Source organism: Thermomonas sp. (assembly GCF_019104945.1).
Taxonomy (GTDB): domain Bacteria; phylum Pseudomonadota; class Gammaproteobacteria; order Xanthomonadales; family Xanthomonadaceae; genus Thermomonas.
This window is the reverse complement of record NZ_JAHRWW010000024.1, coordinates 23,833-39,331: the sequence shown is the minus strand read 5'-3', so window position 1 is coordinate 39,331 and position 15,499 is coordinate 23,833. Positions and strand designations below refer to the sequence as shown.

The following is a 15,499-nucleotide window of genomic DNA, read 5'->3' as shown; positions in this document are numbered from 1 at the left end:
AAGGACACAACAATGGAACAAAAATCTTCCCCATGGCGGCAGCCGGTCGTTTGGCTGATGATCGTGCTGGTGGGTGCCGTCGTCGTTGGCAGTGTAGTGATGCTGAAAGTCGCGGGTAATGGCGACAGTTTGGACGCGGTGCCAGACAAGGTGCAGCGCGTAGGCCAAATGCAACAAGCCGACGTAGCCCCTGACACCGTTGCCGCCAAACGCAAACTTGCCGCTATTTTGCATGTCGATGACGAACACGGTTTTCTTGAAATTTTCCCCGTGAATGGTGATTTCGACCGCAGCGCGCCGCTGCGCCTCAAACTGCATCACCCCATCCGGGCCGAACAGGACATGACCGTGGAGTTTGCGCCTACCGCCACCGGCTGGCGGGCCGACACCAAACTGGCCACCGATCACGATTGGCTGCTGCAACTGGAAGCCAGCAAAGACTCCGAATGGCGCCTGCGTGGCCGCCTTCCTTCCGGACAACTTGCAGCCCAGCTGCGCCCTGCGGTAGGCGATACCGCAGAGCCTTGATGCCGTGAACACCTCGGCAGGGAGCTGCCACCACTGCGGCGAAGCGCTGCCCCCCAACGCCGTTACTGCCACGCTGGACGGCACGCTTTACGGGTTTTGCTGCGACGGCTGCGCCGCCGCCTCGCGCTGGATTACCGAGGCGCACCTGCAAGACTATTACCGCCTGCGTAGTGCACCTGCTGCGCGTGTGGATACTGACGCGCCCTCGCTTGCGACATGGGATCGTGAAGACCTACTCGCCAGCCACACGCGCGATGTAGAAGGCGGCCGCGAGATCACCGTACTCACGGACGGCATGCGCTGCGCCGCCTGCGCGTGGCTGATCGACCGCGCACTGGCCAGCGAAACCGGCGTGCTGGATTCCACCGCCAATGCCATTACCGGGCGCATTCGGATTGCGTGGAATCCTGCCCAAACACCGCTTTCCAAATTACTCGCACGCTTGGCTGCGCTGGGCTATCGGCCCTACCTTGCCACCGGCGAAGCGCGCGAAGCCGCGCGGCGACGCGAACGCAACCGCGACCTGATCCGCATCGGCCTTGCCGGTATTGGCGCGATGCAAGCGATGATGTTTGCCGAAGCGTTGTACCTCGACACGCGTGGCGAAATGCCACTGCCCACCCGCGACTTTTTCCGCTGGATCACGTTTATGGTGTCCACGCCGGTGGTGTTCTGGGCAGGTTGGCCCTTTCTGCTAGGCGCGTGGAATGAACTGCGCGGCCGCCGCTTGGGGATGGACGTTCTCATTGCAGGCTCTACCCTGCTCGCTTGGGCAGTGAGCACGATTGAGACCATTCGCGGTGGCGTGCATGTTTGGTACGACGCCGCCGTGATGTTCATCTTTTTGCTCTTAGTCGCACGCCAGTTAGAACAGCGCGCGCGCGGCATTGCCAGCGCGCAAGTCGATGCTTTAGCACGCGCCAAACCTGCCTTCGCCACGCGTGAATTAGCCGACGGTGGGCGTGAATCGGTGCCTATCGATGCCCTCAATGTGGATGACATCGTGCGCGTGGCCGTGGGTGAGCCCGTTCCCGCCGATGGCGTACTGCTTGATGATGACGCCTACTTCGAAGAATCACTGCTCACCGGTGAAAGCGCTGCGGTTGCAAAACGTCACGGGGATGCCGTCTATGCTGGCACCGCCTGCCGCGAACACGCCGCGCGCATCCACGTTACTCGCGTGGGCAGCGGCACCCGCCTTGCCGAATTGGTGCGTCTGGTGGAAACCGCGCAAGCGCACCGCCCCGCGCTGGCGCAAGGCACCGAACGCATCGCCGGCTGGTTTGTAGCGGGCCTGCTGCTTGCCGCAACGGGCGTATACGCATGGTGGCGTGTGCACGACCCTTCGCGTGCGTTTGAGATCGTGCTTTCGCTGCTGGTGATCAGCTGTCCTTGCGCGTTGTCGCTTGCGGTTCCCGCTGCGCTGGCCGCAGCACACGGCGCACTGGCGAAAATTGGCGTGCTGGCGGTGCAACCCGACGCACTCGACCGCCTTGCGCAAGCGAGCGATCTCGTGTTCGATAAAACCGGCACGCTCAGCGACGGTAAGCCCAGCCTGCAATCCATCGACGCCTGCGCAGGGCTCACGTCAGAACAAGCGCTGCATATCGCCGCCGCGCTGGAACGCGATAGCAGCCACCCCCTCGCGATTGCCTTTGCGCATGTCGATACACCACGCGATGCCGGCAACGTGCGCGCCGTGGCGGGCCAAGGCGTTGAAGGCGTTATCGACGGTGAACGCTGGCGCATTGGCACCGCGCCTTTTGCCATCGCCACCACCGACGACGGTGCGATCTGGCTTGGTGGTGAACACGGCCAGCGCGCGCGCTTTCACTTTTCCGAACAAGAGCGCCAAGGGGCCAGCAAGGCCACGCAATTACTGCAGCAGCAAGGCTTGACGCTGCATCTCGCCAGCGGTGATGCATCTGCAGCCGTCACGCGCTTCGCCCACAGTTTGAATATCGCCAATGCGCACGCACGCCAGTCGCCTGCCGATAAGCTCGCACTGGCGCAGCGCCTGCAAGTCGAAGGAAAATTGGTGGCGATGGTGGGTGACGGCTTGAACGACGCCCCCGTACTCGCCGGTGCCGATGTCTCACTGGCTATCGGCGACGGTGCCGCACTCGCGCAGCGTTCCGCAGACTTCGTGCTCTCGGGGCGTTCGCTGGTCAACGTCCCCGTTGCCATCGCCATCGCGCGACGCACCCGCCGCATCATCCATGAAAACCTCGGCTGGGCGATTGGCTATAACCTCCTTGCACTACCGCTGGCCGCTGCGGGTCTTGTTACCCCTTGGATCGCCGCGCTGGGAATGGCGCTGTCTTCCCTACTCGTCACCGCCAACGCGCTGCGCCTCACCCGAGTTCCTACGCCATGACTATCTTGCTGTTTCTTATCCCGATCAGTTTGATCATGATTGGTGCGGCCGCATTGATCTTCGTTTGGGCGGTGCGCCACGGCCAGTTTGAAGATTTGGATACGCCCGCGCTCGATGTACTGCGCGACGACGACCCCGCCCCCAAACAGCACAACACCGCGGCCACGCCCACGGAAAAACCCGATGCCGATTGATAGCCTCGTGCTGGGCGCCGCACTGCTCACGGGCATTTTAGGCGGCGCGCACTGCGTAGCGATGTGCGGCGGGATCGCCACCAGCTTCTCGGTGGGCTCGCGCGGCTGGTGGGCAGCGATGCAGCCCAACTTCGGCCGCGTAGCAGGTTATATGGTGGCCGGCGCGATTGTTGGAGGGCTTGGCGGCACCCTGCTTGGCCTCGCCAAAACACCATGGCTAGGCACCGCCATGCGCGCCGCGGTAGGCATCGTGTTGATCCTTGCTGGCCTGCGCATGCTGGATGGGAAAAACCGCCTACCGCGCTTTTTTGGCGGCCCGGCCAACCGCTTCTGGCGGCTGCTGCAACCCCTGCAGCGTCGCCTACTCCCAGCCAACACAGGGCCGCGCCGGTTTCTGCTCGGCATGGTCTGGGGCTGGATGCCCTGCGGCCTTTCTTCTACGATGCTCGCCGCCGCGTGGCTCTCCGCCAGCCCCGTGCACGGCGCGCTCACTATGGCCGCCTTCGGGCTGGGCACGCTGCCGGTGATGGTCTCGCTGACGTGGGCCGGGCAGCGTATTGGGCAAAGATTACAGCGCGGTTCATTTCGCATTACCGCAGGCATATTGGTGATCTTATCTGGCGTTTTAACGCTCGCCGCGCCGTGGCTGATGCAAATGCCGATTGCGCACACCATATTGACCAATTTAGGCTGCCGTAGCCTGCACTAGCTCAAACATTAGGCACGGGAAACTTGACGCACTTCATGTTTACAATGCGTTAGCCGTCACGGTTTGCGCGTTATGACCATTATTACCGATTCGATTTTTGGCCAGTACTCGGCGCAAACCCCGCCGGGCAACCGGATATTGCTGCTGGAAAATTCCCGCACCTATACCGCGATGCTGCACGAGGCGATTGAACAGCGCACCGACTTAAAAGTCAGCGTTGCGCATACGCTGGCCGAAGCCAATGCCCTACTTGAGCAGCATAGTGATTGGTTTATGGCGCTCACCGGCCTTGTTGTCGCCGACGCTTCGCGCAGCGAAATTCTGCACACATTTTCGCGCCGCAATCTGCCGGCGATTATCGTCAGCGGTGTCTATGACGAAGACCTGCGTCAACACTTGCTGCAGAAAGAAGTGATCGACTATGTGCTCAAGAATGCACCCGATAGCCTCGATTATTTAATCTGGTTGGTGAAACGGCTGGAGCGTAACCGCCATATCTCCGCGCTTGTGGTAGATGACTCCCTCTCGGCGCGCTCGTATATCGCTGCGCTTCTGCGCGGGCAAGGCTACCGCGTAGCGCACGTAGAAAATGGTGACGAAGCGATTGCAGCGGTTGAAGGGGACCCCAATATCCGCCTTGCCATCATCGACCAAGAAATGCCGAATATGGATGGCGTTGAACTCACCCGCCGCCTGCGCCAACTGCGTACGCGTGACCGCATGGCCATCATCGGTTTTTCAGGCCGTACCAATGCCACCTTCGCCCCACGTTTTTTGAAAAGTGGCGCAAACGATTACGTGCGCAAACCTTTTTCGCGCGAAGAATTTTTCTGCCGCGTGTCGCAAAACATCGAGCAGCTCGAATTGATCGGCTCGTTGCAAGACTTAGCCGCGCGCGACTACCTCACCGACCTGCCCAACCGCAGAAGTTTTATCGAACGCACCGAAGCCTTGATGCAAGGCGACGCTGACCAGCCCGTCACCATCGCCATGATCGACGTCGATCATTTCAAGCGCATCAATGACCAATTCGGCCACGCCTCTGGCGACCGCGCACTCCGCATGATGGCCGAGGTGCTACAAAACCACACCCGCAGCGGCGATATCAGCGGCCGCTTGGGCGGTGAAGAGTTTGGCATGGCGCTTATTGGGCTAAGCCCAGCACAGGCACACCAACACTTGGATGGCCTACGCCAAGCCGTGGAAGCGCTGCACATGGAAGCCGATGGAAAGCCGCTGCAGTTCACTGTGAGCATCGGCGCGTGTTGTCGTTCGGCAGAGCATCCCGACTTGCACAAACTGCTCTCAGAAGCCGACCGCCACCTGTATCTTGCCAAAGCTGGCGGCCGCAACCAGCTGCAGGGCATCTAACCCGCAAGAACTGTGACGCGGTTCACGATGACATACTGCTAAATGCTTTCATAACGGTCATAATCGAGCGTTGATCTATCTGCGTTGGTAGGGGAGTACCGAATGCAGTTTGGCACCGCCACGGCACCTTCAAACCTACTCGGCACCGCGCTGCCGCAGCGGGTCTTGCTGGTGGAAAATTCACGCGCCTATACCAGCATGCTCCGTGCCTCGATCGAGCAACGCGTGGAGCTGCCGGTGAGCGTGGCCTCTACCTTGGCCGAAGCCAAACAACTTCTGGAAGCACAAGACGACTGGTTCCTTGTGCTCACTGGCATGGTGCTGGCCGACGGTGACCGCGACACCATCCTCGACTTCTTCACCACGCGTGGGCTGCCCACCATCGTGGTCAGCGGCGTGTATGACGAAGAGCTGCGCAAACGCGCGCTACAGCAGCAAATTATTGACTATGTACTAAAAAGCACGCCCGACAGCATTGACTACTTGGTCTGGCTGGTACAACGGCTAGAACGCAACCGCCGCATCACCGCACTGGTGGTAGATGACTCACTTTCAGCGCGCTCATTTATCGCGTCACTGCTTGAAAACCAAGGCTTTCAAGTGAAACACGTTGCCGATGGTGCCTCGGCGCTACGCTTGGTGGAAGCCGACTCCAGCATCCGCCTGTGCATCGTCGATCAAGAAATGCCGATGATGGACGGCATCGAACTGACCCGCCGCCTGCGTCAGCTGCGTGCGCGTGATCGTATGGCGGTGATCGGTGTTTCTGGAAGTAAAGACCCTTCGCTGATTCCGCGCTTCTTGAAAGGCGGTGCCAACGATTTTCTGCACAAGCCCTTTTCCCGCGAAGAGTTCTTCTGCCGTGTTTCGCAAAACGTCGATCAGCTTGAACTGATCGGCACGTTGCAAGACCTCGCCACCCGCGACTTCCTCACTGGCCTGCCTAACCGCCGCAATTTCCTTGAGCAAAGCGAACGCGCGCTGGCCAAGCAAACGAACGAAGAAATCACGGTAGCGATGCTGGATATTGACCACTTCAAACACGTCAACGATAGCTATGGCCACGAAGCCGGTGACCAAGCGCTGCGCGCTATGGCGCAAACGTTGCACCAATACACACGCAGCGGTGACTACAGCGGGCGCTTCGGTGGTGAAGAGTTTTGCATGCTGCTGCGCGGGCTCGATCCGCACGCGGCATTTGCGCACTTAGAAGCGCTGCGCAAAGCGGTAGAAGCACTCGAGATCGATATCGACGGTCGCCCGCTGAAGATCACGGTCAGCATCGGTGCGTGCATGCGCTCGCCGCTATTTCCCAACCTACATAAGCTCTTGGGTGAAGCCGACCGCCACCTTTATTTGGCCAAAGCAGGCGGGCGCAATCAGGTGCGCGGGCTCGCTGCCAGCAAAATTGCCGCCGCCTGAATTGGCAGAACCCGGTAGCAGCCCACCAGATTCTGCCACGACTTCACCGTTTTAGACGGCCGCCACCGCCTGCGCGTGCACACCCGCAACGGCGCGTCCAGACGGGTCGGCCATGCTGGCAAAACTGGCGTCCCAAGCAATCGCTGCGGGTGATGAACACGCAATCGACTTACCCCCCGGCACGGTATCGGCCGCTGCAGCGCTGGGGTAGAAGCGTTCAAAAATCGTGCGATAGAAATACGCTTCCTTAGTTTGCGGCGGGTTCACCGGAAACCGCATCGCGGCGGCGGCCAGTTCGCGGTCAGAGACCTGTGCACTGGCATGCGCTTTTAAGCCATCGATCCAACCATAGCCCACGCCATCGCTGAACTGTTCTTTTTGCCGCCACAAAATTTCCTGCGGCAAATAGCCTTCAAACGCGGCACGCAAAATCCCTTTCTCCATGCGCTGCATTCCGCTACTAGATGCTTGCACCATTTTGAATTTCGCATCCATACGCAGTGCCACATCCAAAAACTCACGGTCGAGGAACGGCACGCGCGGCTCCACGCCCCAGGCCATCATCGACTTGTTGGCGCGCAGACAGTCATAGTTGTAAAGCGCGTCGATCTTGCGCACCAGCTCTTCATGGAACTCGCGTGCGTTGGGGGCTTTATGGAAGTACAAATAGCCACCAAATACTTCGTCGCTACCTTCACCCGAGAGCACCATCTTCACCCCCATCGCCTTGATCCGTCGCGCCAGCAGGAACATCGGGGTGGATGCGCGAATAGTGGTGACGTCATAGGTTTCGATATGACGAATCACCTCCGGAAGAGCATCGAGACCTTCTTCAAACGTGTATTCAAACCCATGGTGCACAGTGCCCAGCATCTCCGCCGCGACTTTGGCCGCCGCCAAATCCGGTGAGCCTTTCAGGCCAATGGCGAAGCTGTGCAGGCGCGGCCACCACGCCTCGCTTTTGTCGCCGTCTTCAATTCGATGCCGCGCGTAGCGCGCCGCTACCGCCGCCACCAGCGAAGAATCTAGACCACCGGAGAGCAATACACCGTAAGGCACGTCGGTCATCAGTTGGCGGTGCACCGCCGCTTCGAATGCTTCGCGCAATTCGGTTAGATCTACCTCCACTCCTTGCACTGCGTCATAGTCGCGCCACGGCCTTTGGTAATACTGGGTCAGCTCGCCGGTTGCGCTGTCGTACCAATGTCCCGGCGGAAACTGCGCCACATCGGCGCAGTCGTCGGCCAGCGCCTTCATCTCCGACGCTACGCGCAAGCGCCCTTGCGCGTCATGCCCCCAATACAGCGGCACCACGCCAATAGGATCGCGGGCAATGATGGCGCGGCCTTTGGCCTTGTCCCACAGTGCGAACGCAAAGATGCCGTTCAAACGGTTGAGAAAACTGGCTGGCGCATCTTCGCGGTACAGTGCATTGATCACCTCGCAGTCGGATTCCGTTTGAAACACATACGGTTGCTGCAGCTCTCGCTTCAATATGCGGTGGTTATAGATTTCACCATTCACTGCCAATGCCAGTGCACCGTCTTCCGAGAGCAGCGGCTGCGAGCCTCCGGCTGGATCGACGATGGCCAAGCGTTCGTGGACAAGGATCGCACCTGCGTCTAGGTACACGCCACTCCAATCGGGCCCACGGTGGCGTTGCCGCCCGGAGCGTTCCAGCGCCTCGCAGCGCAACTGTTGGCTTTCTTCCACCGATTGCAGGTCAAAAATTCCGAAGATGGAGCACATGCTAGGGTTCCTTGGGAGTGAGTGGGCAAACGAAAAAGCCCGCATCTTTCGATGCGGGCCTTGGGATTTTTCAGTTCTCTTTCGCTTTCGCCTATACGCGGGCCCGCAGCCGCGCACGAGAATTCGTGCCGCGATTATTATTGCGGTTGCGATTATTGAAATTGACGGAAGTGGTGCGCATGGGTTGATCCTGCACCAACTCCCTGCCATCTTGCAAGTCATGATTTTGCATAAGCCGCAAAATCGCATCAGGGGGAACGATGGGCAAATGGGTATTACGGGGCGTGATCGCCCTATTGATCGTGCTTGCAGCACTTGTTGCAGGTACGTGGTTGCTGCTGCGCGGCAGTCTGCCGCAGCTGGATGGGCAGCTGACCTTGGGCGGCCTTAGCGCGCCGGTGACACTGCAGCGCGACGCCAACGGCACCGTTACCATCGACGCGGCCAATGAATCCGACGCCCTGCGCGCACTGGGCTATGTGCACGCGCAGGAGCGTTTTTTCGAAATGGACCTGATGCGCCGTAGCGCGGGTGGTGGGCTGGCTGCGCTCGTGGGCCCCAAGGCGCTGGAGGTTGATAAACAACGCCGCGTACACCGTCTGCGTGACCGCGTGCGCCAGCACCTGCGGCTGATCACCGGCGACAAACGTGCCCAGCTTGACGCTTATGTGGAAGGCGTCAATGCGGGCCTAAACAGTCTGAGCATCACCCCTTGGCAATACCTATTACTGCGCACCCACCCCAGCCCGTGGCGCGCCGAGGACACTCCGCTAGCTGCCTTCGCCATGTATTTCGATCTACAGGGCGGAGAAGACAAGAGTGAGCTTGCGCTATGGAAGATCAAGCCCCACATTCCACCCGCGCTGTTCGCCCTTCTCACTCATAGCGGCACGCGCTGGGACGCGCCGCTAGAAGGCGCACCCTATGGTGATGCAGCGCTGCCCACGGCCGAGCAAGTGAATCTGCGCAGCCTCCCAGGCGACAACCAAGGCCAAGCCGCGCCAGAGGCCAAAGGCACACCGGGCAGCAATAATTTTGCCGTTGATGGAAGCCTCACCCGCGACGGCCGCGCGATCGTGGCCGACGATATGCACCTCACCCTACGTGCGCCCAATATCTGGTTCCGCGCGCGTCTGCGCTACGCCGACCCAAAAGCTCCCAACGGCAAGGTGGATGTGCAGGGCGTCACCCTCCCCGGTCTGCCTTTGGTTATTGCGGGCAGCAATGGCCATATCGCTTGGGGCTTCACCAATAGCTATATCGACACCATGGATTGGAAGCTGGAAACCCCGTGCGGTGTTGCAGACACTGAAGACTGCTCGCCCGTTTCCACCTATACCAAGCGCCTCTACGTTGCACACGGAAACGTGGTGAAAATGCCGGTGGAAGAAACCGACTGGGGCCCCGTATTGCACCGCCTGCCCGATGGCCGCGTGCTCACCCTGCGCTGGGCCGCGCACTTACCCGATGCCATCAATTTAGGGCTGAGCCACCTGGCCGCAGCGGGCAGCCTAGAGGAAGCGCTGAAATTTGCGCAAACCGTGGGCATGCCCACGCAGAACTTGCTCATTGCCGATGACAAGGGGCGTATTGCTTGGCGCTTGTTGGGACCAGTGCCGCAGCGTGCAAGCACCTGCACGCTCTCTACGAGTGTAGAAGACCGGCCGCAAGCGAGCTGCCCGCCTTGGTCGCTGTCGGGCCGTGACAACCCCGTTTTAGGATCACCCGCTTACCCTCGCCTTTGGACGGCCAACGCCCGTGTGCTAAGTGGTGCCGCGCTCGCCAAAGTGGGGGATGGCGGCTATACGCTGGGCACACGGCAAGCGCAGATTCGCGACGATCTGCAAGACAAACAGCAATTTAACGAGCGCAGTCTCTTGTCTATCCAGCTAGACGATCGCGCCTTGCTGCTCACCCCTTGGCAGCAGCTATTGCAAGAACGCGCCAAAGCCGACGCCACGCCCGCGCTACAGGCACTGGCGAAAGCAGCGGCACATTGGGAAGGCCGCGCCGCAGTGGATTCGGTGAGTTATCGCTTGGTGCGCGAATGGCGATTGGCGGTGCACAAGCGTATTGCCGATGGCCTCACCGCACCGGCACGCGCAGCACTTGGCAAGGACTTCTTGATGCCCGATCTACCACAGCTTGAAGGCGTGGTATGGCCACTTGTCACCCAACGTCCAGAACACCTACTACCGCGCAAATTCGCCAGCTGGAGCGCGCTGTTTGAAGACGCGGCCAACGACGTGCGTACCACACTGGCGCCGCTTGGTCCCTTACACGAGCGCACATGGGGCGAACGCAATACCGCCGCCATTTGCCACCCACTGGCAGGGGCCATTTCTTTCGCCAAACGCTGGCTCTGTATGCCGCCGCAACAACTGGCAGGCGATGGCAATATGCCGCGCGTCGTGGGCCCCGCATTTGGTGCATCGGAGCGCATGGTGGTGTCGCCCGGGCACGAAGCCGAAGGCATCATGCACATGCCCGGCGGACAAAGCGGGCACCCACTCTCGCCGTTCTGGGGTGCGGGGCATCAGGATTGGGTCGAAGGTAAGCCTTCCCCCTTCCTACCCGGCCCAACGCGCTATCGCTTGCAGTTGACCCCTTCTCAACCGTAACTTTTTTCAAGGATTGATATGCGAATTTCCCTCTTAGCGGCATCCCTGTTTATCGCCAGCCTTGCCTGTAGTGCAGTGGCCAGCGACACCCCGCACGCCCCTCAAGTGATGGGCTGGGTGCCTGCCTACGGTGTGGAGGCCAGCATGGAAGCCCTTAACGCCAACCCAAAAATTGGCCAAGCATTAACCCGCATTGGCCTGCAATTTTGGAACCCCAGCGCCGACGGCCGCAGCCTTGTGCTCGCACCGGCGGGTAAAGACGGAAGCGCGCTATCACCCGACGCGATCGCCCGCGTGCGTGACTGGGCGCATGCGCGCGGCATCAAGGTGCTGCTCACCGTGTACAACAATTCTGAAACCACACTGGTATGGGATTGGCCGCTGGCGCTGCGCGCGTTTCGCGACAACCGTGATGCATTTGCCGATGCCATGGTGCAAGAAATGCAGCGCCACCAGCTCGACGGCATCGACCTTGATTTTGAAGGCAACGGCGATTTCAGCGCCGACCGCGCCGCGTTTGCAGATTTCGTTCGCACACTGTCGGCCAAGCTACGCCCAAGCGGCAAACTGCTCACCATCGACTCGTTCCACAGCCCCTGCTACAACGCGCCCAATATGGCGTGGTGGGAAGACTGGAAAGAACACGTCGATAGCATCCACAGCATGGGCTACCAAGACCTCTACGAAGCCAGCACCACCACCTTCACTCCCGAAGGCGGCAGCATCTGCGCCAAGGGCGCTGCCCTGTTCAAATACAGCTGGCAGCTAGGCTGGGGGCAAAAGCACGGTTATCGTGTGGATCAAATTATTCTTGGCCAGCCCACATGGGCCGACCGCTGGGGGGATGCGGGCAAAGAAACTGATGCGGCCTCTCATATCGAAGAAGCGCACAAGCTCGGTGCGGGCGTTGCCCTCTGGGATCTTCAGCTTCCCGCCCCCGGCTGGCGCAGCGATGCTACGTGGGATGCGATGCTGAAGCTGCGTGGGAAGCAGGCTACGCAGTAGCCAACAACCGTTCCATCAACTGCAGATACAGCATCGGCAGGCGCTCCAGATCGGCCACGCGCACGTTTTCATCTACTTTGTGGATGCTGGCGTTGACCGGGCCGATCTCGATGCAGTGCGCGCCCAATGGAGCAATGAAGCGCGCATCCGAGGTGCCACCGCCAGTACTCTCTTCCGGTGCGTTGCCGGAAAATTCTGCCAACACCGCGCGCGCCGCGCTACGCAGTGGGCCTTCTGGGGTGTAGAACGGCTCGCCGCTGCGATGCCAATGGATGGCGTAGTCCAGCCCGTGTGCGCGCAGGATCGCCTCGCATTCGGCTTCCAATTTTTCTGCCGTCCAGTGCGGGTTGTAGCGCAGGTTGAACAACACCTGCAGCTCGCCCGGGATCACATTATTCGCGCCGGTGCCGGCATGGATATTGGAGATTTGCAGACTGGTGGGCGGGAAGCTTTCATAGCCTGCATCCCACTGCCGCGCGGTCAGGGCCGCCAATGCTGGTGCCGCCTGATGGATCGGGTTGCGCGCTTTTTCCGGATAAGCCACATGCCCCTGCACGCCGTGCACAGTGAGCGTAGCCGACAGGCTGCCGCGCCGTCCCACCCGCAGCAGATCGCCTAAAACTTCTTTCGACGAAGGCTCGCCGGTGATGCACCAATCGATGCGCTCACCGCGCACGCGAAACGCATCGGCCACCTTACGCACGCCGTCGAGCGCATCGCCTTCTTCATCCGAGGTCAGCAGCAGGGCGACCTTGCCCGGGTGCTGCGGATGCGCGGTGACGAACTGCTCCAGCGCCACCACAAACGCGGCCACGCCGGACTTCATATCCGCCGCGCCGCGCCCGTACAGCACACCATCGCGTACTTCGGGCACAAATGGATCAGACGCCCACGCCTCACGCGGCCCCGGTGGCACCACGTCGGTATGCCCCAGCAGCACCAGCACCGGGCCGTCGCCCTCGCCATGGGTGGCCCAAAGATTGTCCACATCGCCAAAGCGTAGGTGTTCGATGGCAAAGCCCGCCGCCTGCAAGCGCTGCGCGATCATTGCTTGGCAGCCAGCATCGTCCGGCGTGATCGACGGCCGCGCAATCAGCGCGCAGGTCAACTGAACCACCTCACTCACGCGCCCACTCCAAATAATTTTTTGAACCCATTATCGCTAAACCCTTGCGACACGCGGCCATCATCAAGTACCACCACCGGGCGGCGGATCAACTGCGGATATTCTTTTAGAAGTAGTTTCCATTCGGCATCGCTGCCCGGTGTTTTGCGGTTGGGCGGCAACTGCCGCCACGTCGTTGAGGATTTGTTGATCAAGCTCTCCCAGCCACCCGCCGCATCCTTCCAGGCCAGTAGTGTTTCCGGCGTTTGGCGCTCGTCGCGATAATCCACAAAGCGGTATTCCACGCCGAAGCGCTTCAACCAGTTCTGCGCTTTTTTACAGGTATCGCAATTTTTTAATCCGTACAGCGTGGTCATTAGCGTTTCACTACTGGTAGTTCGATATAGCTCGCTGCATCGGGCGAATGGTGCACGGCGTTGTCAGCGATTCGGCCCACTTTTTCGGTTTCATTTGCGCCGCCAGTATTGAGATTGCGCGCAAATTTAGGGAAGTTTGAACTGGTGATTTCCACCCGAATACGGTGGCCTTTGCCGAACTGGATCGAGGTGGTCATCGGCGTGGGTTTCAGCGTATAGACCTTGCCCGCTTCCATCAACTCTGGCTTGACGTAACTATCGCGATAACGCGCACGCAACATGGTGTCACCGATGATCCACGCCGTGCCGTCGGTATCCACGTCCACCAGCTTCACCGCAAAATCGGTGTCCGGGGCACTGGATGAAATATGCAGCACCGCGTTAACAAAACCGGTGACTTCCATGGGCTCTTTCAGCGGCTCACTGGTGTACACCAAGACGTCATTACGCACCTCAATCGGGCGCTGATCAAACGCACCAGCCACCACCAACCCACCGTTGCAGCAGTCGCCGCCACCGATGGTTTGCACTGGGTTGGCGGGGTCGTAGCGGTAGCGGTCTTCCACCTCACCGCCGGTAGGCGCGGCGAAGCTCAGCGTGCCGTCACCATACAGCGAGTTGGCCTTACCATCCGAATGCAGGTACATCCGCACCTGTTTGACCGCTTTCGGCGGCCACTGCGTGTCCGACTGCCAGCGGTTGGCACCCATGGTGAAATAGCGCACCGGCGGTGTGTTGGCGGGGAACGCCTTGGGCTGGTTTTTCAGCCAACGGTCGAAGAACGCAAAAATTTGTTGATCGACTGGGAAGCGCGCATCGCCCATATCGCGATCGCCTACTTTGTAGTTTTCCGACAGCCGCTGAAACGCGCAGTGCGGGTTCGGGCCGATGACCGCGTATTGGTTCGCGCTGGCCTCCGCATCCGAATTTACGCTGCGCGCGTGGTTATACAGCGCCATGTTCGGGCCGATAGAAACGTCGTACCAGCTATTGAACCAAAGCGCCGGAACGCCCCAGCCCATGCTGTCGTCATACAGGCCACCGGTTTTCCACGCCGGGTCGCCGGGGCCGCGTTTGATCAACGCATCAAACGTCCCTGCCGGTTCGCCCAGCGAAGAAATCAGATCGGCATAGGGAAGGTCCCAAATATGTTTCTGCCAATTCACCGCAGGCTTCTTGGCATCCAACGTGTTGTACTGCGCAACGCGCGCGCGCATCGGCCCGGTCAGGTTTTGCGGCAACTCGGCACGCATGGGGTTATCCACGCCGTACATCCACACGCCAAACAGAGTGCGCGGCACACCGCCGGTGTAGAAATTACCCTGTTCCCAGAACGGCCCTACTTTACCGATCCCTGCACCTGCGGCCATCGGCACCATCGCCGCATGCGCGGGGTGATTCATCGCCGCAAGTGCGAGCTGCCATTCTGCGGACGAGGAACACCCCAGCGTACCCACTTTCCCATTCGACCACGGCTGTTTGGCGATCCAGCTCAGCGTGTCGTAGCCGTCGGTTTGTGGGTAACCCAAAATTTCATATTTGCCTTGGCTGAAGTAGCGACCGCGTTCGTTTTGCACAATAAATGCATAGCCATTGCGCACCGCTTCTAATGCAAAGCGCGCGGTCATACCGCCGATCACATGCTCGTTATATGGCGTCTTCCACAAAATTGTGGGTAGCGGGCCTGTGGCACCTTTGGGCCGCCAGATATTGGTGGACAAACCAATGCCGTCGCGCATAGGCATCAGCAGCGCAGTATCTACTTGCGAAATTTCAGCAAGCTCAGCGCGAATACCGTCATCGCTATAGCGTGAATAATCCGGCGCAGAATGCGCGGCGGTGGCAGCAAGCGCTGCAGTTAACGCCAAGACCAGCAATGGTGTTTTCATGTCGCCCAATCCCCAAGGGTATCCCCGTATGGTGCACGCTAAAAGAATACAGGCTTCTGCCGGAAGTCATGCTCCCGACCAGTCACTGCCGCCCCACGCACTCACTCGACACGCCGCAAGTACATCCATGTAGGCTCCTCGGCGGCATCCAT

Annotated in this window: 12 protein-coding genes; 8 read left to right on the top strand and 4 right to left on the bottom strand. The window is 60.1% G+C overall.

The annotated features are described in order from the left end of the window. Positions 1–12 precede the first annotated feature (12 nt). The 6 genes from KUL77_RS06670 (at position 13) to KUL77_RS06645 (ending at position 6,601) form a co-directional block, all read left to right on the top strand. A complete protein-coding gene (locus KUL77_RS06670; protein WP_297144805.1) occupies positions 13–528 on the top strand; it encodes a FixH family protein in 516 nt (171 codons plus the stop codon). 4 nt (positions 529–532) lie between these two features. After that, positions 533–2,905 carry a heavy metal translocating P-type ATPase gene (locus tag KUL77_RS06665; RefSeq protein ID WP_297144801.1) on the top strand — a complete coding sequence of 791 codons (2,373 nt, stop codon included), beginning with the start codon at positions 533–535 and terminating at the stop codon, positions 2,903–2,905. Then, positions 2,902–3,099: a cbb3-type cytochrome oxidase assembly protein CcoS gene (gene ccoS, locus KUL77_RS06660; protein ID WP_297144798.1), complete on the top strand. Its 198-nt coding sequence runs from the start codon at positions 2,902–2,904 to the stop codon at positions 3,097–3,099. The genes KUL77_RS06665 and ccoS overlap by 4 nt, the downstream gene beginning before the upstream one ends. Beyond that, positions 3,089–3,808, top strand: a complete 720-nt coding sequence (locus KUL77_RS06655) for a sulfite exporter TauE/SafE family protein (RefSeq protein WP_297144796.1) — start codon at positions 3,089–3,091, stop codon at positions 3,806–3,808. The genes ccoS and KUL77_RS06655 overlap by 11 nt, the downstream gene beginning before the upstream one ends. Positions 3,809–3,880: 72 nt before the next feature. Then, complete coding sequence (locus KUL77_RS06650; protein WP_297144793.1) at positions 3,881–5,179, top strand: diguanylate cyclase; 1,299 nt, start codon at positions 3,881–3,883, stop codon at positions 5,177–5,179. Positions 5,180–5,281: 102 nt separating this feature from the next. Next, complete coding sequence (locus KUL77_RS06645; protein ID WP_297144790.1) at positions 5,282–6,601, top strand: diguanylate cyclase; 1,320 nt, start codon at positions 5,282–5,284, stop codon at positions 6,599–6,601. A 51-nt stretch (positions 6,602–6,652) separates the two neighbouring features. Here the strand turns inward: KUL77_RS06645 and asnB are convergent, their stop codons facing one another. Further along, positions 6,653–8,350 carry an asparagine synthase B gene (gene asnB, locus KUL77_RS06640; RefSeq protein ID WP_297144787.1) on the bottom strand — a complete coding sequence of 566 codons (1,698 nt, stop codon included), beginning with the start codon at positions 8,348–8,350 and terminating at the stop codon, positions 6,653–6,655. 260 nt (positions 8,351–8,610) lie between these two features. Here asnB and KUL77_RS06635 point away from each other — a divergent pair, with 260 nt between their 5' ends. Next, positions 8,611–10,971: a penicillin acylase family protein gene (locus tag KUL77_RS06635; RefSeq protein WP_297144784.1), complete on the top strand. Its 2,361-nt coding sequence runs from the start codon at positions 8,611–8,613 to the stop codon at positions 10,969–10,971. An 18-nt stretch (positions 10,972–10,989) separates the two neighbouring features. Beyond that, the gene (locus KUL77_RS06630) at positions 10,990–11,976 is read left to right on the top strand and encodes a glycosyl hydrolase family 18 protein (protein ID WP_297144782.1); all 987 of its coding nucleotides are present in this window, start codon (positions 10,990–10,992) and stop codon (positions 11,974–11,976) included. On the opposite strand, the gene dapE is transcribed toward KUL77_RS06630, so the two are convergent. From dapE to KUL77_RS06615, 3 genes are read right to left on the bottom strand one after another with little or no spacing between them, the layout of a single operon-like run. Continuing rightward, entirely contained in the window at positions 11,966–13,102 is a 1,137-nt protein-coding gene (gene dapE, locus KUL77_RS06625; protein WP_297144779.1) for a succinyl-diaminopimelate desuccinylase, read from the bottom strand. The two genes, KUL77_RS06630 and dapE, sit on opposite strands and share 11 nt — an antisense overlap. Beyond that, positions 13,099–13,458 carry a Spx/MgsR family RNA polymerase-binding regulatory protein gene (locus KUL77_RS06620; RefSeq protein ID WP_297144777.1) on the bottom strand — a complete coding sequence of 120 codons (360 nt, stop codon included), beginning with the start codon at positions 13,456–13,458 and terminating at the stop codon, positions 13,099–13,101. The genes dapE and KUL77_RS06620 overlap by 4 nt, the downstream gene beginning before the upstream one ends. Further along, positions 13,458–15,347, bottom strand: a complete 1,890-nt coding sequence (locus KUL77_RS06615; protein WP_297144775.1) for a CocE/NonD family hydrolase — start codon at positions 15,345–15,347, stop codon at positions 13,458–13,460. Before KUL77_RS06615 ends, KUL77_RS06620 begins: the two co-directional genes overlap by 1 nt. Positions 15,348–15,499: the final 152 nt, after the last annotated feature.